This window comes from Novosphingobium sp. (assembly GCF_031417815.1).
GTDB lineage: Bacteria > Pseudomonadota > Alphaproteobacteria > Sphingomonadales > Sphingomonadaceae > Novosphingobium.
In genome coordinates this window covers 1-20,345 of the sequence record NZ_JANOWI010000042.1, presented here as the reverse complement: position 1 = coordinate 20,345, position 20,345 = coordinate 1, and the positions used below count along the sequence as shown (strand labels likewise).

At 64.6% G+C, this 20,345-nt stretch carries 22 protein-coding genes and 1 pseudogene; 13 read left to right on the top strand and 10 right to left on the bottom strand.

Annotated features, from left to right (window positions below; translation table 11 throughout):
* Positions 1-83: 83 nt before the first annotated feature.
* The 5 genes from RMN99_RS10870 (at position 84) to RMN99_RS10850 (ending at position 6,131) form a co-directional block, all read left to right on the top strand.
* On the top strand, positions 84-1,481 hold the full coding sequence (locus RMN99_RS10870; protein ID WP_309623340.1) for a glycosyl transferase family protein: 1,398 nt from the start codon (positions 84-86) through the stop codon (positions 1,479-1,481).
* Positions 1,478-2,656 carry a hypothetical protein gene (locus tag RMN99_RS10865; RefSeq protein ID WP_309623339.1) on the top strand — a complete coding sequence of 393 codons (1,179 nt, stop codon included), beginning with the start codon at positions 1,478-1,480 and terminating at the stop codon, positions 2,654-2,656. Before RMN99_RS10870 ends, RMN99_RS10865 begins: the two co-directional genes overlap by 4 nt.
* A 52-nt stretch (positions 2,657-2,708) precedes the next feature.
* Positions 2,709-3,623 carry a sulfite exporter TauE/SafE family protein gene (locus RMN99_RS10860; RefSeq protein WP_309623338.1) on the top strand — a complete coding sequence of 305 codons (915 nt, stop codon included), beginning with the start codon at positions 2,709-2,711 and terminating at the stop codon, positions 3,621-3,623.
* Positions 3,620-4,372 (top strand): TIGR02186 family protein, encoded by a 753-nt coding sequence (locus RMN99_RS10855; protein WP_309623337.1) that lies wholly within the window; start codon positions 3,620-3,622, stop codon positions 4,370-4,372. Before RMN99_RS10860 ends, RMN99_RS10855 begins: the two co-directional genes overlap by 4 nt.
* An 82-nt stretch (positions 4,373-4,454) precedes the next feature.
* A complete protein-coding gene (locus RMN99_RS10850; protein ID WP_409035249.1) occupies positions 4,455-6,131 on the top strand; it encodes an ATP-binding protein in 1,677 nt (558 codons plus the stop codon).
* On the opposite strand, the gene RMN99_RS10845 is transcribed toward RMN99_RS10850, so the two are convergent.
* From RMN99_RS10845 to RMN99_RS10835, 3 genes and pseudogenes are all read right to left on the bottom strand, one after another.
* Positions 6,128-6,859: a 7-carboxy-7-deazaguanine synthase QueE gene (locus tag RMN99_RS10845; protein ID WP_309623336.1), complete on the bottom strand. Its 732-nt coding sequence runs from the start codon at positions 6,857-6,859 to the stop codon at positions 6,128-6,130. The two genes, RMN99_RS10850 and RMN99_RS10845, sit on opposite strands and share 4 nt — an antisense overlap.
* A 286-nt stretch (positions 6,860-7,145) precedes the next feature.
* Entirely contained in the window at positions 7,146-7,445 is a 300-nt protein-coding gene (locus RMN99_RS10840; protein ID WP_309623335.1) for an antibiotic biosynthesis monooxygenase family protein, read from the bottom strand.
* Positions 7,446-7,510: 65 nt separating this feature from the next.
* Positions 7,511-10,648: pseudogene (locus RMN99_RS10835) on the bottom strand (valine--tRNA ligase).
* A gap of 101 nt (positions 10,649-10,749) precedes the next feature.
* Between RMN99_RS10835 and RMN99_RS10830 the strand changes: the two are divergent.
* The 5 genes from RMN99_RS10830 (at position 10,750) to RMN99_RS10810 (ending at position 14,996) form a co-directional block, all read left to right on the top strand.
* Positions 10,750-11,865, top strand: coding sequence for an ABC transporter permease (locus RMN99_RS10830; protein WP_309623334.1), 1,116 nt, complete (start codon positions 10,750-10,752; stop codon positions 11,863-11,865).
* Positions 11,862-12,737 (top strand): ABC transporter ATP-binding protein, encoded by an 876-nt coding sequence (locus RMN99_RS10825; protein ID WP_309623333.1) that lies wholly within the window; start codon positions 11,862-11,864, stop codon positions 12,735-12,737. The genes RMN99_RS10830 and RMN99_RS10825 overlap by 4 nt, the downstream gene beginning before the upstream one ends.
* Before the next feature lie 6 nt (positions 12,738-12,743).
* On the top strand, positions 12,744-13,703 hold the full coding sequence (locus RMN99_RS10820; RefSeq protein ID WP_309623332.1) for an MlaD family protein: 960 nt from the start codon (positions 12,744-12,746) through the stop codon (positions 13,701-13,703).
* A gap of 14 nt (positions 13,704-13,717) precedes the next feature.
* Positions 13,718-14,320, top strand: coding sequence for an ABC-type transport auxiliary lipoprotein family protein (locus RMN99_RS10815; protein ID WP_309623331.1), 603 nt, complete (start codon positions 13,718-13,720; stop codon positions 14,318-14,320).
* Between the two features lie 223 nt (positions 14,321-14,543).
* Positions 14,544-14,996: a tRNA (cytidine(34)-2'-O)-methyltransferase gene (locus tag RMN99_RS10810; protein ID WP_309623330.1), complete on the top strand. Its 453-nt coding sequence runs from the start codon at positions 14,544-14,546 to the stop codon at positions 14,994-14,996.
* Here RMN99_RS10810 and RMN99_RS10805 read toward each other — a convergent pair.
* Genes RMN99_RS10805 through RMN99_RS10775 form a run of 7 tightly spaced genes read right to left on the bottom strand, consistent with a single transcriptional unit; the run spans position 14,993 to position 18,853 of the window.
* Positions 14,993-15,688, bottom strand: a complete 696-nt coding sequence (locus RMN99_RS10805; RefSeq protein ID WP_309623329.1) for an ATP12 family protein — start codon at positions 15,686-15,688, stop codon at positions 14,993-14,995. The two genes, RMN99_RS10810 and RMN99_RS10805, sit on opposite strands and share 4 nt — an antisense overlap.
* Complete coding sequence (locus RMN99_RS10800) at positions 15,685-15,897, bottom strand: hypothetical protein (RefSeq protein ID WP_309623328.1); 213 nt, start codon at positions 15,895-15,897, stop codon at positions 15,685-15,687. The genes RMN99_RS10805 and RMN99_RS10800 overlap by 4 nt, the downstream gene beginning before the upstream one ends.
* A complete protein-coding gene (locus RMN99_RS10795; RefSeq protein ID WP_309623327.1) occupies positions 15,894-16,550 on the bottom strand; it encodes an HAD-IA family hydrolase in 657 nt (218 codons plus the stop codon). The genes RMN99_RS10800 and RMN99_RS10795 overlap by 4 nt, the downstream gene beginning before the upstream one ends.
* Before the next feature lie 8 nt (positions 16,551-16,558).
* Entirely contained in the window at positions 16,559-17,167 is a 609-nt protein-coding gene (locus tag RMN99_RS10790) for an FMN-binding negative transcriptional regulator (RefSeq protein ID WP_309623326.1), read from the bottom strand.
* The gene (locus RMN99_RS10785) at positions 17,167-18,300 is read right to left on the bottom strand and encodes an RluA family pseudouridine synthase (RefSeq protein WP_309623325.1); all 1,134 of its coding nucleotides are present in this window, start codon (positions 18,298-18,300) and stop codon (positions 17,167-17,169) included. The genes RMN99_RS10790 and RMN99_RS10785 overlap by 1 nt, the downstream gene beginning before the upstream one ends.
* Positions 18,297-18,683 carry a CrcB family protein gene (locus RMN99_RS10780; protein ID WP_309623324.1) on the bottom strand — a complete coding sequence of 129 codons (387 nt, stop codon included), beginning with the start codon at positions 18,681-18,683 and terminating at the stop codon, positions 18,297-18,299. Before RMN99_RS10780 ends, RMN99_RS10785 begins: the two co-directional genes overlap by 4 nt.
* Positions 18,684-18,730: 47 nt before the next feature.
* Positions 18,731-18,853: a hypothetical protein gene (locus tag RMN99_RS10775; RefSeq protein ID WP_309623323.1), complete on the bottom strand. Its 123-nt coding sequence runs from the start codon at positions 18,851-18,853 to the stop codon at positions 18,731-18,733.
* A 175-nt stretch (positions 18,854-19,028) separates the two neighbouring features.
* Between RMN99_RS10775 and rpsU the strand changes: the two genes are divergently transcribed.
* The 3 genes from rpsU to gatC all read left to right on the top strand — a co-directional run bounded on the left by rpsU (position 19,029) and on the right by gatC (position 20,310).
* On the top strand, positions 19,029-19,235 hold the full coding sequence (gene rpsU, locus RMN99_RS10770) for a 30S ribosomal protein S21 (RefSeq protein WP_088310185.1): 207 nt from the start codon (positions 19,029-19,031) through the stop codon (positions 19,233-19,235).
* 143 nt (positions 19,236-19,378) lie between these two features.
* A complete protein-coding gene (locus RMN99_RS10765) occupies positions 19,379-19,993 on the top strand; it encodes an FKBP-type peptidyl-prolyl cis-trans isomerase (protein WP_309623322.1) in 615 nt (204 codons plus the stop codon).
* A 29-nt stretch (positions 19,994-20,022) separates the two neighbouring features.
* Positions 20,023-20,310 carry an Asp-tRNA(Asn)/Glu-tRNA(Gln) amidotransferase subunit GatC gene (gene gatC / locus RMN99_RS10760; protein ID WP_309623321.1) on the top strand — a complete coding sequence of 96 codons (288 nt, stop codon included), beginning with the start codon at positions 20,023-20,025 and terminating at the stop codon, positions 20,308-20,310.
* Positions 20,311-20,345: the final 35 nt, after the last annotated feature.

Genomic DNA, 20,345 nt, shown 5'->3' with positions numbered 1-20,345 from the left:
CCAATGCTTAGCCGATAGGCTGATTTTCTTGAGTCTGCGCGAAGGGGCGAAATAGTCGCATGATTGGGGAGGCAGGATCGGCGGTGAACGCGCTTGACTGGCTGTTGCTGGTCGAGCGTGAATTGCTGGCCTTCAGCGCTTTCTGGTTCTGCATTGGCCTGGTTGATGAATTCGCGGTCGACCTTGCCTGGCTGGGTCTGCGGCTAACCGGTCGCATCCGCACCCCGAGCCTGCCGGTGGGTTATGGCGCGCAACCGCTTTCGGGCCCGGTCGCAGTGCTGTTGCCGGCCTTTGGCGAAGCGCAGGTGATCGGCACCACCATCGCCTATATGCTGGCAACCTGGCCGCAGCGTGAACTGACGGTCTATGTCGGGTGCTATCGCAACGATCCGGCCACGCTCGATGCGGCGGTCCGCGCGATCGGCGATGATCGGCGGGTGCGGCTGGTCACACTGGCGGCGCGCGGGCCGACAACCAAGGCCGATTGCCTCAACCGGCTCTACCGGGCGATGGCCACCGATGAAGCGCGGCGCGGGGTGAATTTCGCCAACGTTATCATGCACGACGCCGAAGATATGGTGCACCCGTGCGCCTTGCAGGCGATCGATGCGGCGCTGGTGATGCGCGATTTCGTGCAGCTGCCCGTGCGGCCCGAACCGCAGCCGGGATCGCGCTGGGTGGCGGGGACCTATGCCGACGAATTTGCCGAAAACCACGCCAAAGGCATGGTCGTGCGCGCGGCCTTGGGTGCAGCGATTCCGGCTGCCGGGGTAGGCTGCGGCTTTTCGCGCGCGGCGCTCGCCGATCTGGCCCAGCAACGCCTGCTTGAAGGCGAGGCGGGGCCGTTTGCGCCCGATTGCCTGACCGAGGACTATGAACTTGGCCTGGTGATGAGCCGGCAGGGCCGCGGTGGTGCCTTCCTGCGGCTGCGCGACGATGCCGGCACCTTGGTGGCGACGCGCAGTTATTTCCCCAACCGGCTCGATGCTGCGGTACGGCAAAAGACGCGCTGGGTGCACGGGATCGCGTTCCAGGGCTGGGAACGGATCGGCTGGACCGTCAGCCCGGTCGAAGTGTGGATGGCGCTGCGCGACCGGCGCGGGCCGCTGACCGCGCTGGTGCTGGCCGCCGCCTACCTGCTGCTGGTGCTCGATGCCGTGCTGATCGTTCTGCATGCGCTGGGCAAGGTCGATGCGCTGCAACTTTCCACGCCGCTGCGCCTGATGCTGCTGGCCAGCTTTGCCGGCTTTGCCTGGCGCGCTTCGATCCGCGCGGTTTTTACTGGCCGCGAATATGGCTGGCGCGAGGGCCTGCTATCGGTCCTGCGGATCCCGGTGGGCAACATCATCGCGATCATGGCCGGGCGCCGCGCGATTGTTGCCTATTTCCGGTCGCTGCAGGATGGACGGGTAACCTGGGACAAGACCGTACATGATGCTCACCCCGCCTTTGCCACTGTGCTGCAAAGGGCCGAGGCATGAGCGGGCACAACAGTTCCATCCGCCGCCGCGGGCACCCGCTGCTGGCACTGATCCTGCTGATGGTCAGCTGGGTCGGCGCGCGCGCAGCGATGTGGGAAGCGCCCAAGGTGACCCCGGTCGAAGCGGCAGCGCCCGCTGCGGCCCATCCGAAGGCGCTGCGCCCGGCCAAGGCGCCGCGTCCAGCTGCGCCGCGGATCGTCCCAAGTGCCCGCCCCGCCGCACCGCTCATGGCCCCTGGTCCGCTCAATCAGGAACCGGCCGGCCCGATCACGCCGCCCACCATCCTGCAGCCTGCGATCATGGCGACCGAAGCTTCACTGGCACCCGGCTCTGAAACTGCCCCTGCGCCGCGCAAGCGCCAGACTCCGGCCGATTCCGCCGGGCATCAGGAACTCTTTTCGGCCGCGATGAGCATTCCGACGATCGACGAAGGCAGCGCAATGGACACGCCGCGCAGCGCGCGCTTGCCGGGTGCAGCCGCGCTGGTTCAGAGCGCCGGTTCGCGCTGGTCTGGCGATGCCTGGCTGGTACTGCGCGAAGGCGGCAACGGCTTCAATGCGCCCGGCGCGGGACTGCCGGGCGTGGTCGTGCCGGTCGGTTTCTACGGCGGCAGTCAGGCCGGCGCGGTGCTGCGCTACCGTCTCAGCCTGACCAGTCCCTTGCAGCCGGCGTTGTATCTGCGCGCGTCGGGCGGACTTGAATACCCGCGCGGTGAGGAAGTGGCGGTTGGCTTTGCCGTCCGTCCGCTGGCCAGGGTGCCATTTTCACTGATGGCCGAAGCGCGGGTGACGCGCACCACCAGCGGCACGATTGTCCGGCCGGCCGCCGCGGTGGTCAGCCAGTTGCCGCCGGCCGCGCTTCCGCTGGGCCTGCGCGGCGAGGCCTATGTTCAGGCCGGCTATGTCGGCGGGCGCGATGCCACTGCTTTCGTCGATGGTCAGGCGCGGGCCGAAAAGCCGTTTCTGCGCAGCGGCCGGCTCGAATTGCGCGCTGGCGGCGGCGCCTGGGGCGGGGCACAGCGCGGCGCCAACCGGCTCGATGTCGGGCCCACCGCAACGCTTTCGCTGCCGATTGGCCCGGCAGGCGCGCGGGTCTCGGCCGATTACCGCATTCGCGTGGCGGGGCAGGCTGCACCCGGCAGCGGGGCCGTGCTGACACTTTCTGCCGGATTCTAGCCGCACCGGCCTTTTTTTGGCCGTGTCGCTGGGCTAGGCCAGCGTGGCAGACATGGATGTTTACCTTCCCATCGCCAACCTTTCGGTCAACGGCCTGGTGATCGTCGCGCTGGGGGCGCTGACGGGCATCCTTTCGGGCATGTTCGGGGTAGGGGGCGGTTTCCTGACCACACCCTTGATGATCTTCTATGGCATCCCGCCCACCGTTGCCGCCGCATCGGCCGCCAGCCAGGTCACCGGGGCCAGCGTTTCGGGCGTTTTTGCCCATTCGCGCCGCGGCGGGGTAGATTACCAAATGGGCGCAGTGATGGTGGCCGGCGGGATCATCGGCACCGGCCTGGGCGCAGCCTTGTTCAGCCTGCTGCAGGCGCTTGGCCAGATCGATATCGTCATCAACCTGCTCTACGTGTTGCTGCTGGGCTCGATCGGCACGATCATGGCGCGCGAAAGCTGGCAGGCCTTGAAGGCGCAGAGAACCGGGGTTCCCGTGCCAGCCCGCAAACGCCGCCACCACCCGATGGTCGCCAACTTGCCGATGCGCTGGCGGTTTTACCGCTCGGGCCTCTACATCTCGCCGCTGGCACCACTGATTCTGGGCATTTTCACCGGCATTCTGACCATGCTGATGGGGATTGGCGGGGGCTTCGTGCTGGTTCCCGCGATGCTTTACATCCTTGGCATGAGCGCCAGCGTGGTGGTCGGCACCTCGCTGTTCCAGATCCTGTTCGTCACCATGGCCACCACCATGATGCATTCGGTGACCACCCGCGCGGTCGATATCGTGCTGGCTGCGCTGCTGCTGCTCGGGTCGGTTTCGGGGGCCCAGATCGGGGCGCAGCTGGCCCAGCAATTCCCGGCTGAAAAGTTACGCCTGGTGTTGGCGGCAGTGGTCCTTCTGGTGGCGCTGCGCATGGCGCTGGGGCTGGGCTGGCAGCCCGACGAGATTTTCACCGTGGTGCCATCGTGAGGGCGCTGCTCGCAGCCTTGTGCGCTTTGTTCCTCCTTGGTGCGAGCGATCCGATCCTGGTGCCCGAGGTTTCGCAGCACGAGGTGCAGGTGCGGCAAGGCTTTCGCGGCACCGAACTGCTGCTGTTCGGTGCGATCCTGACCCCCGAGGGTACGCGCGCCGGGCAGGATTACGATATCGTCGTGGTGCTGAAAGGTCCGACGCGCTCGATCGTCTTGCGCGAAAAGCAGCGCATTGCCGGAATCTGGGTCAATGCCGACAGCGCCGAATTCCGCTCGGCACCGACCTTTTTCGCGGTCGCCTCGTCACGCCCGATCAAGCAGATCGTGGGGGACAAGACCGCGGCGATTTTCGAGCTTGGCCTGCCATGGCTGCAATTGTCGCCGATCGGTTCCTATGATCCCAAGGTTCAGACACGAATGAGCGCCGGCCTGATCGATCTGCTCGGTCGCGAGGGGCTTTATAAGGAGAACCCGATCGGGGTGACGGTCAGCAAGCAGGTGCTGTACCAGGCGCGCATCGCACTGCCATCGTCGGTCCAGACCGGCACCTACACCGCCGAAACCTTTGCCATCAAAGGTGGCAAAGTGGTGGCCTCGGCGATCAGCCGGGTCGAAGTGCGCAAGACCGGGCTTGAGCTGGCGATCGCCAATTTCGCGCGCAATAACGGGTTTTTCTACGGCCTGCTGGCGGTCGCCTTGTCGGTGCTGATGGGCTTCCTCGCCGGGCGCCTGTTCGCACTGGTGTGAACCATTTAGCGCTATATTAACCGCTCTGTCCTACCAAAAGTGCCGATCGCCGTTGCGGCGTGAAGGGGACGCAGGGACAGTTATGAACGACATGAGCGGACAGGGTTTTGACCGGGGCCAGGCGGCCCAGGCTGGCGGCCAGGCCCAGGAACTCGACAATGCCCGCGAGCCGATCGGGATCGTGCTGGAAATTGCCGGTTCGGGTTCGGCCATCGCGCTCGATCTGCAGCGCTTGCAGGAATGCGCCGCCGATGATGATCCGTCGGTCGCGCTGGCCGGACAGGTCGGCAGCCAGATCAAGATCCGTGTCGGCAAGGGCTGGCTGCTCGCCTCGGTGCGCACCCAGCGTCAGGATGCCAAGACACCGGGCGGGATCATGGCCCAGATCGACTTCCTCGGCGAAGGCGACGAGGAACGCCTGACCGGGCGGATCCACTCGTTCCGCCGCGGGGTGACCCGCTATCCGATCCCCGGCGCGTTGATTTATCCCGCCACCAGCAACGATCTCAAACAGATCTACGCCAGCGATGGCCGCACCTCGGTCCAGGTTGGCACGGTGTTTCCCACCAAGGACATCCGCGCCGGGCTGTATATCGATGCCATGCTGGGTAAGCACTTTGCGCTGCTCGGCTCGACCGGTACCGGCAAATCGACCAGCGCCGCGCTGATCCTCCACCGGATCTGCGAACATGCCCCCGAAGGGCATATCGTGATGATCGACCCGCACGGCGAATATTCGGCGGCGTTCAAGCAGACCGGCATGATCTTCGACGTGTCCAACCTCAACATGCCCTATTGGCTGATGAATTTCGAGGAGCACTGCGAAGTGTTCCTGACTTCGACCGGCAACGACCGGCAGGAGGATTCGGACATTCTCTCCAAGTGCCTGCTCGCCGCGCGGTCCAAGAACCGGCTGGCCGAAACGATGGGCAAGATCACCGTCGACAGCCCGATCCCCTATCTGCTGTCTGATCTGACCAACATGATCCAGACCGAGATGGGCAAGCTTGACAAGGCGACCAGCTCTGCCCCGTTCATGCGGATCAGAACCAAGATCGACGAGCTGAAGGCCGATCCGCGCTACCAGTTCCTGTTTTCGGGGATGCTGGTGGGTGATACGATGGCCGAATTCATCGCCAAGATCTTCCGCATGCCGAGCCGCGGCAAGCCGATCTCGATCATCGACGTTTCGGGTGTGCCTTCTGATGTCACCTCCACCGTGGTCGCGGTGCTCAGCCGGCTGGTGTTCGATTTTGCGATCTGGTCGCGCGATGAAAAGACCCGGCCAGTGCTGCTGGTCTGCGAAGAAGCGCACCGCTATGTCCCCACCGAGAAGAACTCGGACGGATCGTCCGTGGGCCGGATCCTCAGCCGGATCGCCAAGGAAGGCCGTAAGTACGGGATCAGCCTGGGCCTGATTACCCAGCGCCCGTCGGACCTTGCCGAAGGCGTGCTCTCGCAGTGCGGCACGATCATCTCGATGCGCCTCAACAACGACCGCGATCAGGCCTTTGTGAAAGCCGCGATGCCCGAAGGCGCGCGCGGCTTCCTCGATTCGATCCCGGCGCTGCGCAACCGCGAATGCATCATCTGCGGCGAAGGCGTGTCGATCCCGATCCGCGTTGCGTTTGACGAACTTGAGGAAGCAAAGCGTCCGGCCTCTGAAGATCCTTCGTTCTCGCAGCTGTGGAACAGCAGCGGCGGCGAGGAAGAAATGGTCCTGCGCACCGTCCAGCGCTGGCGCGCACAAGGCCGCTAGGTGCCGCGCGTATCGCCGTAGCGGTGGATATGCAGCCGGTCGCTCATGCCAAGGCCATGCTGCAGGCAAAGCGGCGCCAGCCACGCCTCGCGTGCGCGCAACACGGCGCTGCTGGTGCCTTCGGGCATCAGCTGGACGCGGGCCTTGGGAATGGTGTGCGCTTCGATCAGGCCGAGTACCTCGCCAAGGTCATCGGGCGTGGCCACCACAAACTTGAAGTGCGCTTTAGGTTCATTTGACCATGCCGAAAGACGTTCCGGAATCAACGCGATAGCGGCGGTATTTCCGGAATGCTTAAGCTTCGGGCTGACGTTGTACTGGCTGACCAGCGGAGCGAGTTCGCGGTGCGGGGCGACGGTGCCGTTGGTCTCGATCTCCACCGCGTGGCCGTCCAGCAAGGCCACCATCCGCACCAGTGCCGCGCCTTGGAGCAGCGGTTCGCCGCCTGTGATGACCAGACGGTTACCCCCCAGCGCCATGATCCGGGCGGCGACGTCCTCCTCGCTCAGCACGACCTGATTGGCCTCGCGCTCGAATACCACGCCATCGCGGTGCGGGCGGGTTTCGCCTTCAAACCGCCAGGTGTAGGCGGTGTCGCACCAGCTGCAGGCAAGGTTGCAGCGGCTCAGCCGCACGAAGGTGCAGGGCAGCCCGGCAGAGCGCCCTTCGCCTTGCAGCGAGGCGAAGATCTCGGGTTCACCGGGGGTGACGGTGGCGAGTGTCAGCATCGGTGAGCGTCACGCTGAAGTTGACACAGTTGACACCGAGTCCGCTTCGTCCAACAGGGCAAATGGCCCGCAATTGTGCCGAAAATCGACCCGAATTGGGGTGATGACACACGGCGGGGAAAATAAAAATCCGCCACCGCTGCCATGGCTTGCGCGCCATTCCGGCTCGGGCCGCCATAGGGATGATGTGATGCACGCATAACGCGCGGGGCTTTGGCAGATTTGCAGAGTGTAGGACAGCGCCTTCCTCCTAGGCACGGGGAAGTACTAACCCAGCCAAGCCAGCCTAGATATCGGTTGCGACGAAGGTGCGCGGCTTGAAAGCGGCAAATCCGCCTTCGAGCAGATCGTCGAGCGCTTCGGGCAAGCCATTCTCGGCGCGCCACGCGAGATACCGCTGATAATGCTCGGGCGATTCCCAATATTCGACCAGGGTGAGTGTGTCAGTCTCGGCATGCAGGTGCGTTTCGAGCGAGTGGCAGCCGTCGAATGCGCGGGTATCGGGCAGAGCGGCGCGCAAGGCAGCTTCCAATTCGCCGAACTTGCCTTGCTTTGCCGGAAAATCGGCGATGACCAGTGTCTTCATGGCATTCCCTTTCGTACCGCGACCCGCCCATCATAGCGCTGAAAACAAGCAGGCGCGAATCCCGACTACCCCAGCCGCGCCAGCGCCGCTGCCAGCCGCTCGGCCTCGGCCGCATGCATGGCATGATCTGCGCGGGCCTTTTCGACGGCTTCGGGTTTGGCCTTTTCGACAAAAGCGGCATTGGACAGGCGGCCTTCGAGCGACTTGGCTTCCTTGGTGGAGGCTTCGAGGGCTTTGGTCAGGCGGGCCTTTTCGGCGGCGATGTCGATCAATCCCTCGAGTCCAAAAACATACTCGATCTCGCCAACTCCGAAGGGGCGCCCTGAGCCAAATACCGTAAAGTGATCTTCAGTGCGATCTTCGAGTCTACCGGTGGCAAGATGGATGCGGGTACCAGTGTAGAAAAACTGAACAATTTCAATCTTGCCTATTCGCGCCAACATCGGACCATGGCGCACAAAAAGTGATTTCTGGTTTTCGAACTCGTCGTCTGTCAACTTTCGATGGTCTGTTCCGACTGTAATCCTGAGGCCCGGCGCGATGGCAATTTCAGCGCGAATCGACCTCACATTGCTGAGAATTCCGATCAGCCACTCAACCTCAGCCTTCGCCTCAGCATCAACGCTCGCATCCGGCTCGGGCCACTTCGCCGTAATCAGCGGATAGCCCGTGCGCTCGCCCAGCTTGCTCCACAACTCCTCGGTCACGAACGGCATGAACGGGTGCAGCATCACCAGGATCTGGTCGAGCACCCAGCCGGCCACCGCGCGAGTTTCGTCCGCCAAATCCCCCTCCCGCTTGCGGGAGGGGTTAGGGGTGGGTGTGTCCGGATCAAGCGCAACATCGCCGTCTGGCCCACCCCCGACCCCTCCCGCAAGCGGGAGGGGGGCAAGCACCGGCTTCGCCAGTTCCAGATACCAATCACAGAACTGGTCCCAGACGAAGTGGTAGATCGCATTCGCCGCCGCATCAAAGCGCAGGTCGGCCATCGCCTGATCCAACGCGGCAACGGTTTCAACAACTTCGCCGATAATCCAGCGGTTTACCGCCGACTTTGCTGCAGGCGCAGCAAGGCTGGTGGAAGCCGAAATCCCGTTCGCCTGGCAGAACCGCGCGGCGTTCCACAGCTTGGTGGCGAAGTTGCGGTAGCCTTCGACCCGGCGCTCATCCATCTTGATGTCGCGGCCCTGGCTTTCCATCGCCGCCATGAAAAAGCGCAGCGCATCGGCCCCGAACCGGTCGATCAGCAGCAGCGGATCGACCACGTTGCCCTTGCTTTTGGACATCTTCTGGCCATCGGGCGCGCGCACCAGCCCGTGCAGGTACAGCCGCGGCCACGGGTTCTTACCCGTCAGCGCGTGGCCCATCATCATCATCCGCGCGTCCCAGAAGAACAGGATGTCGAACCCGGAGATCAGCAGGTTGTTCGGGTAATGGCGGGACAGCTAATCCCCCTCCCGCCTGCGGGAGGGGTTAGGGGTGGGTGAGTCAGCGCCTTGCGCGAGATCGCCGACTGGCCCACCCCCGGCCCCTCCCGCAAGCGGGAGGGGGGAAGAGCCCGGCCAGCCCAGCGTGGCAAACGGCCACAGCGCGCTGGAGAACCAGGTGTCGAGGACGTCTTCGTCGCGCCACAACGGTATCTTGCCGAGCTTGAAAAGCTCAAAGTCGGCACGAGAGATTAGAGCGCCAGCTATGTCGGTTGGATTATCGCCAAGAGGGCCAACCTCAAAGATATCTTCTCTCAGAACCCCATAGTTCTCCGCAGCAATTGCTATTGCAGTTTCGGCATCCTGAGCCACGAAAGCAGGTCGATCGACCGAGAATGAATCTGGGGTCAGGTAAACATCGTAGTTACCCTTACGCTCAGGCCCATACCAAGCCGGAATCCGGTGTCCCCACCACAGCTGCCGTGAAACACACCACGGCTGGATATTCTCCATCCAGTTGAAGAAGGTCTTCTCCCAGCTCTTCGGCACGATCTCGACCGCGCCCGAGCGCACCGCTTCAAGCGGGGCCTTGGCCAGTTCCGCAGCGTTGACGTACCACTGGTCGGTCAGCCAGGGTTCGATTTCCACCCCGCCGCGATCGCCGAACGGGGTCTGGATGGTGCGCGGCTCGGCATCGGCCTCAACCTCTTCGCCGTCCTTGTCCTTGGTGACGTGAGGGATCAGGAAACCGAGTTCCTTCATGCGGCTCACCACCAGCTTGCGCGCCGCAAACCGGTCCAGCCCGACAAATTCACCCGGCACCAGCCCATCGGCGGTCTGCACCACATGCGCCTCGGCATCGAACATGTTGAGCATCTCGGCCGGCTTGATCCCGGCGCGTTTGCCCACGTCGAAATCGTTGAAATAGTGGCCCGGGGTGATCTTGACTACGCCGCTGCCCAGTTCCGGATCGGCGTGTTCGTCGGTCACGACCTTGAACAGGCGGCCGGTGAGCGGCTGGAGGATGTCCTTGCCGATGACTGCCTTGTAACGCGCATCCTCGGGGTTCACCGCCACGCACATGTCGGCCAGCATCGTCTCGGGCCGGGTGGTCGCCACTTCGACATGGCCGCTGCCATCGGCGAACGGATAGCGGAACCGCCAGAAGCTGCCCTTGACCTCGCGGGTTTCCACCTCAAGATCGGAGATCGCGGTCTTGAGCTTGGGGTCCCAGTTGACCAGGCGTTTGTCGCGGTAGATCAGGCCTTGGTTGAACAGATCGACGAACACCTTGACCACCGCCGTGGTGAAGTGCGGGTCCATGGTGAATTGTTCGCGCGACCAGTCCATCGAGCAGCCCAGCCGGCGCAGCTGCTGGGTGATCGTCCCGCCGCTTTCCGCCTTCCATTCCCACACCTTGTCGACGAATTCATCGCGGGTGTAATTGCTGCGCTTGTCCTGGCTCGCCTCAAGCTGGCGTTCGACCACCATCTGCGTGGCGATCCCGGCGTGATCGGTGCCGACCACCCACAGCGCGTCCTTGCCGCGCAGCCGCTCATAGCGGATCACCACGTCCTGCAGCGTGTTATCAAGCGCGTGGCCGATGTGGAGGCTACCCGTCACGTTAGGCGGCGGGTTGACGATGGTGAAAGGCTCGGCATCGGGCCGTTCAGGCCGGAACAGGTCGTGCATTTCCCAGTGGGCATACCACTTCGCCTCGATCGCGGCGGGGTCGAAAGTCTTGGGCAGGGTAGGTTCTGGCGTGTTGTCGGTCATAACGCCCGGCCTTTGCCAGCGCTGCCGGTGACTGGCAAGCTTTGCCCCGCGGCCAGCCGCAGTCTTGCCCGCGCCGCATTTTTCGCCCACACCCCCCGGCAATGCGCGAATGGGCTGACTTCACAATCGACACCGCACAGGACGGCACGCAGGTCATTGCCTTGACCGGGCCGTTGGTGGTCAGTTCGGTCGGCGCCATCGACGGGCGGCTGCGCGCGCTGGGGTCCCAGGTCGATCGGGTCGATCTTTCGGGCGTTAGCGAGATTGACACGGTTGGCGCGTGGCTGGCGTGGCGGCTGGCCTACGAGACCCAGGCAACCATCACCGGCGCCAGCAAGAAGGCCTTGCGTCTGATCGCTGCGGTTGAGGACAAGAATCCTGAAGCGGTTGTGGAACCGGAGGAAGAGCAGTCTGCGCCCGAAGAAGTGCTGGGCGGGGTTGGCGGCTATGTGATTTCCTACATCTATGGCGTGCGCGATCTGATGGGCTTCCTTGGCGCGTTGATGATTGCCACCGGGCGGCTGATCCTGCACCCGCGGCAGATGCGCTGGACTTCGCTGTTCCGCCAGATGGAACTGGTCGGGGTGGGGGCGATTCCGATCATCGGGCTGATGAGCTTCCTGATCGGGATCGTGATTGCCCAGCAGGGCGCGGTGCAGCTGAAACAGTTCGGGGCCGAAATCTATACGGTCAACCTGACCGGGCGGCTGTCGTTGCGCGAACTGGGCATCCTGATGACCGCAATCATGTTCGCCGGCCGGTCGGGTTCCAGTTTTGCCGCGCAGATCGGCACGATGAAGCTGACCGAGGAAGTCGATGCGATGCGCACCATTGGCGTCGCGCCGATCGAAGCACTGGTGATGCCGCGGATCCTGGCAGCGGTGATCATCATGCCGTTGCTGGGTTTTTATGCCTCGCTGATGGCGATCATCGGCGGGGCCTTCGTTTCGATGTTCTCGCTCGATATCCCGTTCTTCACTTTCCTCACCCGGATCCGCGAAGTGGTGCCGATGCACGATCTGTGGGTCGGGCTGTTCAAGGGCCCGGTGTTCGGGCTGATCGTCGCGCTGGCGGGCTGCTATCAGGGGATGCGGGTCCACGGCAATTCGGAAGAAGTCGGCCTCAAGACGACGATTGCGGTGGTCCAGGCGATCTTCGCGGTGATCGTGCTCGATGCCTTTTTCGCGGTGTTTTTCACCGAAGTGGGCTGGGGATGAGCGAGCACGAAGGCCAGCCGCCTGTCGCCGTCCAGTTCGGCGGGGAATTCCCGATTGAGGTCTCGGGGCTGAAGACCTCTTTCGGCAAGCACGTGATCCACGAGAACCTTGATCTCAAGGTCCGCCGCGGCGAGATCCTGGGCGTGGTCGGCGGATCGGGCACCGGCAAATCGGTGCTGATGCGCGCAATCATCGGGCTGCAGAGCCCGGATGAAGGCGTGATCGAAGTGCTGGGCGAGCGGATGGATACCCCGCGCGCGGCGGGCGATCTGGATGTGCGCAGCCGCTGGGGCGTGCTGTTCCAGGGCGGCGCGTTGTTCTCCACGCTGACCGTGGCGGAAAACATCGAAGTGCCGCTGAAGGAATTCCACCCCGAAATCGGCCCCGAACTGCGCCGCGAGATTGCCGAATTCAAGGTCCGCCTGTCGGGCCTGCCGCCCGAAGCGGCGGACAAGTATCCCAGCGAACTGTCGGGCGGCATGAAGAAGCGGGCCGGACTTGCCCGCGCGCTGGCGCTCGATCCCGAGCTGCTGTTTCTGGACGAACCGACCGCCGGGCTCGACCCGATCAGCGCCGCCGCCTTTGATGATCTGACCCGCGAACTGCAGGACACGCTGGGCCACACAGTGTTCCTGATCACGCACGATCTCGATACGCTGTATGAAATCTGTGACCGGGTGGCGGTGATCGCGGACAAGCGGGTGATCGCGGTGGGGACGATCCCTGAACTGCTGGCGCTCGATCATCCGTGGATCCAGGAATATTTCAACGGCCCGCGCGGCCGCGCCGCAAAGCAAGCCCAGGGCAGGGCGTCGCTGGTGGCGCGCGAACGCAAAGCGACCATGGACAAGCAGGCGAAAGCAGGGGAATAAGCGGCGATGGAAACCAAGGCCAGATATGTCTGGGTAGGCGCGGTAACGCTGGCTTTGCTGGCGCTGCTGGCGTTCTTTGTCGTCTGGCTGGCGCGGCTCAACGAAGGGTCGAAACATGAATACGACATCTTCTTCAAGCAATCGGTCGATGGTCTGGCCAAAGGGTCGGCGGTCAATTTTTCGGGCGTGCCGGTTGGCCAGGTCAAGGTGATCGAACTGTGGGAGCGCGATCCCGGCTTCGTCCATGTGCGCATCGCGGTCGACCGCGACGTGGCGATCCGGATCGGCACCACCGCCACGATCCTCGGCAGCTTCACCGGGATCTCGACGATCCAGCTGGAGGGCGCCACCAAGGATGCCCCGCTGCTCAGCTGCAAGGGCGATAAGGCCAAGACACTGTGCCCCGAAGGCGTGCCGGTGATCCCGACCAAGCAAGGCGGGCTGGGCGCGCTGCTCAATTCCGCGCCCTTGCTGCTCGAACGGCTGGCGACCCTGACCGAACGGCTGACCGTGCTGTTTTCGGACAAGAACCAGGCCTCGATCGAGGGGATCCTCGCCAACACCCAGCAGTTGACCGGCGGGCTGGCCGCGGCCTCGCCGCAAATTCAGCGCACCTTTATCGAACTGCAAGGCACCTTGATGCAGGCGCAACTGGCGCTCGCCCAATTCCAGCAGGTCGCCGCATCGTCCAACGCGATGATGAACGAGGATTTCCGGCCGATGGTCGGCAGCCTCAACCAGTCGATCAAATCGATTGATCGCGCCGCCAAACAGCTTGATCTGCTGATGGGCGATGCCCGGCCCGCCGCGCAGCGGGTCACCGGCAAGACCCTGCCCGAAGCCGAAGCCGCGATCCGCGATCTGCGCGCCACCACCAAGGCGCTGCGCGATGCCACCGAAAAGATCAGCGAACAGGGCGCCAGCGGCCTGCTCGGCGGGCCCAAGCTGCCCGATTACAAGCCTTGAAGGGAATGACCGCGATGCGCGCTCCAACCATCCGATCGATCACGGCGGCCTGCCTGGCGCTGGCCTTGGCCGGATGCATCAGCCTGGGCGGCGGGGCCAAGCCACCCAAATTCCTGCTGACCTTGACCGCCGAAAAGCCGGTCGCTGCGGGCACCACCTCGCAAGGCAGCGCGGCCAGCATGATCGTGGTGATGGAACCCGAAACCAGCCAGAAGCTGGCGGTAATGCGGGTGCCGGTGCAGGTTGACGATACCAGTGTGGCCTATCTGGTCGATGCGGCATGGATCGAACGGCCCAGCAAGCTGCTGCGCGGCCTGCTGGCCGAAACGCTGCGCGGGCAGACCAGCGTGCTGGTGCTCGAAGACAGCCAGTCGATGGCCGCGGGCGGGGTGCGGCTGGCCGGCCAGCTGATCGATATGGGCTATGATGCGCGCAGCACCTCGGTCGTGGTGCGTTTCGATGCGCTGCGCACCTTGCCCGATGGCACCGTGCAATCGAAGCGCTTTGAAAGCGTGGTGCCGGGGATCCAGCCCAAGGCTGAATTTGTCGGCCCGGCGCTCAACCAGGCCGCCAATGATGTCGCGCGGCAAGTGGCGGCGTGGATCCTCGGCGGGTGACCCCAAAAGGTCCTCTCCATTTTCGCCGAATGGCGCAAATGGGGAGGTGGATCGTCCAAAGGACGAGACGGAGGGGTATCGACGCCAGCCCAGAAGCCCCTCCGTCAGCGGCTTGACGCCGCTGCCACCTCCCCGTTTGTGGCCGACGCCAAAAATGGAGAGGACCTTGCCTGCCTTAAAGCATCCGTGAGGACCGAACATTGAACCAGCCTCGCTAACGTCCATGCGCATCGCCCTCTACGAACCCGAAATCGCCGGCAACGTCGGCGCGGTGCTGCGACTCGGTGCGTGCCTTGGCGTTGCGGTCGATCTGATCGAACCGATGGGTTTTCAGTGGGATGACAGGCGCGTCCGCCGCACTGCGATGGATTATATCGATCATGTTGAGATTGTCCGGCATGTGGGCTTCGCGGCGTTTCGCGAAACGCTCGGCCAAAGCCGGCTGGTGTTGTTCACCACCAAGGCCGAGCCGTTGCTCTACAGTTTCACCTTTCGCCCCGACGATGTCCTGCTGTTCGGCAAGGAAAGCGCCGGGGTTCCGGCGGCGGTGGCACAGGAATGCGATGCAAAAGTGCGCATCCCGATCCGCGCAGAAGTCCGCTCAATGAACCTGGCTTCGGCGGCGGCATTGGCACTGGGGGAGGGGCTGCGGCAGGTCGGGGCTTTGCCCGGCTAACCCCTAACCAGCCCCGCAAACCCCATCGCCGCCCGAAACGCTGCAAACCGCCGCGCGCGGCGTTCTTCGGCTTCGTAGTCCTTGCCCCACAGCTCGGCTTGCCAGTCTTCCTCGAGCTCGGCCGCAGTCCACAACGCGTTCGCGTCGGCGCCGTCTTGCAACGCCGTCAGCGCCACCACCAGCGAGGCGGCGAGGCTGGCCATGGTGGTCAGCGCCGAGAGGGTGAAATCATTTTCGGCATCGAGCGCGCGGCACAGGCGGGCCAGCGTGGGAGCCGGGAGCGGCTGGTGGAGCACGCCGCTGATGCGGTGAAAGCGGATGTCCCAGCGTGCTTCGGCGGCGGCGAGGAGCGGCTCCCAAAGTTCCTGCTGGCGGGCATGGAGCGCATCATCGGGATCGGCGCGGTAGCACAGGGTATCGGTTTCAGCGTAGCGCAGCAGCGTTTCGAGCGCGGCGGGGCGATCGGGCGCGACGACGTCGATCGCAAAATCGGCCAGATCGCGCAGCACAAGCTGCGCCGGATTGATCGGATCGCCCTGCGCGGCCCATTCGGCGGCGAGCGCTTCGGCCAGCGCCTTGGCCGGCACCACTTGCAGGTTGCCGCCTTGCGTCTTCACGCCGCGCCCGTCGAGCGCTACCTGCCAGCCACCATCGACCGCGGCGACGGTGGCTTCTTTCCAGAATCGCCTCATCCGCCCGGCGTTTTCCACTTGCGGATCAGGAACGGCGGCAGCAGCAGCAGTTCGAGCAGCCCGAAGATCACGAAGGCGATCCCGGCAGGACGCGGAACGTCGATCTTGCCGACAATGATCGCCATACCGACCCCGATCAGCGCCGCGCTGGCAAGGCGCACCGCGGTAAGGATGAACAGACGGGTCTTGGCATCGGCTTCATCGGTCATGACAGGATTTCCTCAAGCTGGGCGGGGCTGGTGGCCACGGCTTCGGCCCCGGCCTCAAGCAGTTCGCGGGTGGTATGATAGCCCCAATCCACGCCGATGGCACGCACCCCGGCATTCACCGCCATGGCAACATCAAACTGGGTATCGCCGATCATCACGCAGGTTTCGCGCGCCGCGCCGGTTTCGGCAAGCGCGGCTTCGATCATCGAGGGATGCGGCTTCGACGGGTGGTGATCGGCGGTTTGCAGCGTGGTAAAATGCGCGGTGAGGCCGTGGGTGGCCAGGCAGTGCTCCAGCCCGCGCTGGCTCTTGCCGGTGGCCACCCCCAGCACCCAGCCCTGCCCGGACAGCCGCCCGACCAGAGCGGCGATCCCGTCATACAGCGGCTCGACCAGTTGGCCGCTCTCGCGCGTGGCGCGGAAGATCCGGCGATAACTTTCGTCGATTGCGCTGCGCACGGCATCGCCCGCACCGGGCAGCAGCTGCTGGATCGCCTGCGGCAGGCTGAGCCCGACGATGCGGCGCACCAGATGCCGGTCGGGGGCGGGTTGGCCAAGCTCGGCAAAGGCCTTTTCCATCGCGTCGACCACGCCCGCCTGGCCATCGACCAGCGTGCCATCGCAATCGAACAGGGCGAGGCGGGGGGACGTCATGCTGTCTGTCACGGGGCGAGGTTCCGCATCATGTGCGCTATGGCCACTGCGCCTTCAGCCTCGAGCGCGTCGGCCAGCGCAGCGCGGTCTTCGTCCGGCTTGTTCTGGCTGAGTTTCAGGGTTTCGCGCCAGGCTTGCACTTCAATCTCGAACCCGGCGATGCTTTTGATCAGGCCGTTGGCCCGCGCTTCGGACAATTTGTCCATCGTCCACGGCTTGCCCTTGGCAATGCGGGCTTCGTGCTTGGCGGATAGCGCGGTGATCTGGCCGATCAGCCCGTCCTGGTCCATCCGCCGCACCCGGCCTTCGATTTCCAGCGCGACATAGTTCCAGGTCGGCACGTTTTCGGCCCCGCCATCCAGATACCAGCGCGGGCTGACATAGCCGTCGGGCCCGTTTACCAGCGCCAGCACGGTGGCCCCGTCAAGATGCCGGGTCAGCGCGTTGCCGCGCGCCAGGTGGAACTGCACTGCGCCCCCACCTTTATAGAGCAGCGGCACATGGGCAACACGCGGGCCGTCCGGGGTCTGGGCAAAGACCATCCCGAAGCTCACTTCGTCGAGCAGCGTTTCGAGCAGCGGGCGGTCCCCGTGGCGGAAGGCTGCGTTGGGATGCATCAGTGCTTGCCGGGTTTGGCGGGCCTCACCGGGCCCTTGCGCGGCGCATCGTCAGCCGGGCCGCGCCCACGCCGTTCGCCGCGGCGTTCCTTGCGGTATTGCTTGGCGTGGGCCTTGGCCTGGGCCTTCTTCACGCCCTTGTCGGGCGGGGTGCGCGAAGGCGGCAGCGCCGCGCCATCGGCTTCATCGAAGCCCAGGTTTTCCATGGAGGCAGCAAAGTGTTCGGGCAGATCGGCCACCACGTCGATTGTATCGCCGCCCGGCGCCGGGATGATCAGCCGCCGCGCGTGGAGGTGCATCTTGCGGCTGATCGTGCCTGACAGGAATGCATCCTTGCCGCCGTATTTGCCATCGCCGACGATCGGATGGCCGATCGCCGCCAGGTGCACGCGCAGCTGGTGGGTGCGCCCGGTCAGCGGCTGCAATTCGACCCAGGCGGCGCGGTTGCCGGCGTGGTCGAGCACGCGATAGCGGGTTCGTGCTGTCAGACCTTCGCCCGTTTCGTCGACCATCATCTTTTCGCCGCCGGAGCCGGGCTGCTTGGCCAGCGGCAGATCAATTTCGCCCTGTTCGATATCGGGAACGCCCATCACCAGCGCCCAATAGATCTTGCGCGCGCTGCGGCCCGCGAAGTGTTTCGAATAGGCGGCGGCGCTGCCCGCGGTGCGGGCGATCAGCAGCACGCCCGAGGTATCCTTGTCGAGCCGGTGGACAAGGCGCGGGCGCGGGCCATCGGCTCCTTCGATATAGGCATCGAGCAACCCGTCGACATGTTCGAACGTGCCGCTGCCGCCCTGGGTGGCAAGGCCCGGCGGCTTGTTGAGCACCAGCGCGGACGGGGTGGTGCGGATCACCATATCCTCGGCCAGGCGCTTTTGATCTTCGCTCAATGGTTTGCGCGCGCGCGGGCCGCGCTCCACCGGATCGCCGCCCGGCGGCACCCGCACAACCTGGCCGGCGCTCACCCGGTCGGCCGGATCGGCGCGTTTGCCATCGACCCGGATCTGCCCGGTGCGGGCCCAGCGGCTGATCGTGGCGAAGCCGATCTGCGGCAGGTGCCGCTTGAACCAGCGGTCAAGCCGGACGCCCTCATCATCGGCCCCCACGGTGAACTGGCGAACCTCGGCGCTCATGCTGCCACCCGGATCAGCGCGAGCCCGGCGAACAGGCCGGCGACACCTGCCAGCACCGACACTGCGGCATAGACAAACGCCATCGCCAAAGTGCCGCGTTCGATCATCAGGGCCAGTTCAAGGCTGAACGCGCTGAAGGTGGTGAACCCGCCCAGCAGGCCCACGCCCAGCAGCAGCCGCCAGTGTTCGCCGCCCTGACCATAGCGCGCCAGCCATCCGGCCAGCAGGCCCATGGCCACAGAGCCTGCGATGTTGATGCCCAGCGTTGCCCAGGGGAACGCACCAAAGCCCCCCATGCGCCCCGCCGCAAAGCGCAGCCATGCGCCAGCTGCGCCGCCGATGGCGACCAGCGCGGACTGCGAAAGGAATGTACCGGCGTTCATCGGCAAGCCCTTAGCGCCTCATATCCCGGATTGCCATGGCCAAGGCGTCAGCGCTGTGCCGGCCCGGGCGCGGTGGCGCAGACCAGCGCGGCGACGATGCAGCCCAGCACCAGCGAGACAGTTTGCATGTCGGCGCAAATGGCCGCAATGTGGCACCGCGGGGTTGCCAAGCGCATACCATGGTGCTAGCCGCCCGCCGGTTCGAGCCGTTCCTGCAAGGGATTCGGCACGTCTTCGTTTTGATTCGGTCTTTTGGAATCAAAGGGTATTCCCCCGCTTCGGGCGTCTGTGAAAGAACAGATGCGAGGCGGGGTTCTGGTCCTTTGCTATGAGGTGGTTCGGTTTATGCAAATTCTCGTCCGCGACAACAATGTCGAGCAGGCCCTGCGCGCGCTCAAGAAAAAGCTGCAGCGCGAAGGCGTGTACCGCGAGATGAAACTGCGTCGTCACTACGAAAAGCCCAGCGAAAAGCGCGCCCGTGAAAAGGCCGCTGCCGTGCGCCGCGCCCGCAAGATGGAGCGCAAGCGGATGGAACGCGACGGCGTCAAGTGATGCCCCGGGCGTTGTCCCGGACGTGATCCGGGATCGCGGGCTGGATAAGCGCAACCACCGCTTGAACGCGCCGCAGAGTTAAGCCATGAGGGCGCGGGGGCAGTTCCTGCGCCCTTTTGCATATCTTCCAGACAGGATCAGGCATGACCGAAATTACCCGTGTACCGCTTCAACCAATTGCCAAGGGCACGCTGACCAAGCTGTGGGCGGGCGTGCTGGCCGTGGCGCTTGCTGCGGCGGGCCTGGCGTGGTTTTCGCTGCCGCCGGGGGTCAAGGTCGTCACCGTCAAGGCCGGTAGCGGGGCCTATCCTGGTCCGGAAGACGTGGTCTTCATCAAGTATGTCGGCAAGCTGGCGTCAGACGGCAAGGAATTCGATCGTTCGCCCGACAAGCCGCTGCTGCCGGTTCCGGGCCTGCTGCCCGAAGGTGTGCCGATGCTGGTCAGCGGCGTGGTTCCGGGCTTCTCGGAAGGTCTGCAGAAGATGCAGAAGGGCGGCAAGTACACGCTGCGGATCCCGGCTGAAAAGGGTTATGGCGCTACCCCGCCGCCCGAATCGCCGATCCCGCCCAACGCCGATCTGGTGTTCGACGTCGAAGTGGTTGACGTGATGACCCGCGAACAGGCCGAACAGCGCTTCCAGGCCGCCCAGGCGATGATGGCGCAGCAGGAAGGCGCAGCTGACGCAGCCGGAGCCGAAGGCGGCGAAGCTGCTCCTCCGGCCACGGACGAAAAGCCCAAGGCCGCGGACAAGAAGTAACCAACCAACCCCGAAGGTAGGCACGCACAATGTCGGTTGATACCGCCACCGTCGCAAAAATCGCGGCGCTGGCCCGCATCAAGGTGAACGAGGCCGAAATCGCGGCGATGGTTCCCGAACTGGGCGCGATCCTCGCCTGGGTCGAACAGTTGGGCGAAGTCGATGTCTCGGGGGTCGAGCCGATGACTGCGGTGATCGAAAACCACCTGCGTCTGCGCGAAGACAAGGTCACCGATGGCGGGGTGCAGGCGGCAGTGCTGGCCAACGCGCCCGCGCGGCAGGACGGTTTCTTCGGCGTGCCCAAGGTGATCGAATGAAAATGCATGGCTTCTATAGATCCCCCTCCCGCTTG

Bases quoted from the DNA above. Each gene is read 5' to 3' on its own strand.
- RMN99_RS10860 (WP_309623338.1), top strand. From the start codon at position 2,709: ATGGATGTTTACCTTCCCATCGCCAACCTTTCGGTCAACGGCCTGGTG.
- RMN99_RS10765 (WP_309623322.1), top strand. From the start codon at position 19,379: ATGACCGAAATTACCCGTGTACCGCTTCAACCAATTGCCAAGGGCACG.
- rpsU (WP_088310185.1), top strand. From the start codon at position 19,029: ATGCAAATTCTCGTCCGCGACAACAATGTCGAGCAGGCCCTGCGCGCG.
- RMN99_RS10780 (WP_309623324.1), bottom strand. From the start codon at position 18,683: ATGAACGCCGGTACATTCCTTTCGCAGTCCGCGCTGGTCGCCATCGGC.
- RMN99_RS10800 (WP_309623328.1), bottom strand. From the start codon at position 15,897: ATGACCGATGAAGCCGATGCCAAGACCCGTCTGTTCATCCTTACCGCG.
- gatC (WP_309623321.1), top strand. From the start codon at position 20,023: ATGTCGGTTGATACCGCCACCGTCGCAAAAATCGCGGCGCTGGCCCGC.
- RMN99_RS10845 (WP_309623336.1), bottom strand. From the start codon at position 6,859: ATGCTGACACTCGCCACCGTCACCCCCGGTGAACCCGAGATCTTCGCC.
- RMN99_RS10805 (WP_309623329.1), bottom strand. From the start codon at position 15,688: ATGAGGCGATTCTGGAAAGAAGCCACCGTCGCCGCGGTCGATGGTGGC.
- RMN99_RS10820 (WP_309623332.1), top strand. From the start codon at position 12,744: ATGGAAACCAAGGCCAGATATGTCTGGGTAGGCGCGGTAACGCTGGCT.
- RMN99_RS10840 (WP_309623335.1), bottom strand. From the start codon at position 7,445: ATGAAGACACTGGTCATCGCCGATTTTCCGGCAAAGCAAGGCAAGTTC.
- RMN99_RS10810 (WP_309623330.1), top strand. From the start codon at position 14,544: ATGCGCATCGCCCTCTACGAACCCGAAATCGCCGGCAACGTCGGCGCG.
- RMN99_RS10825 (WP_309623333.1), top strand. From the start codon at position 11,862: ATGAGCGAGCACGAAGGCCAGCCGCCTGTCGCCGTCCAGTTCGGCGGG.
- RMN99_RS10790 (WP_309623326.1), bottom strand. From the start codon at position 17,167: ATGCATCCCAACGCAGCCTTCCGCCACGGGGACCGCCCGCTGCTCGAA.
- RMN99_RS10815 (WP_309623331.1), top strand. From the start codon at position 13,718: ATGCGCGCTCCAACCATCCGATCGATCACGGCGGCCTGCCTGGCGCTG.
- RMN99_RS10795 (WP_309623327.1), bottom strand. From the start codon at position 16,550: ATGACGTCCCCCCGCCTCGCCCTGTTCGATTGCGATGGCACGCTGGTC.
- RMN99_RS10785 (WP_309623325.1), bottom strand. From the start codon at position 18,300: ATGAGCGCCGAGGTTCGCCAGTTCACCGTGGGGGCCGATGATGAGGGC.
- RMN99_RS10830 (WP_309623334.1), top strand. From the start codon at position 10,750: ATGCGCGAATGGGCTGACTTCACAATCGACACCGCACAGGACGGCACG.
- RMN99_RS10865 (WP_309623339.1), top strand. From the start codon at position 1,478: ATGAGCGGGCACAACAGTTCCATCCGCCGCCGCGGGCACCCGCTGCTG.
- RMN99_RS10850 (WP_409035249.1), top strand. From the start codon at position 4,455: ATGAACGACATGAGCGGACAGGGTTTTGACCGGGGCCAGGCGGCCCAG.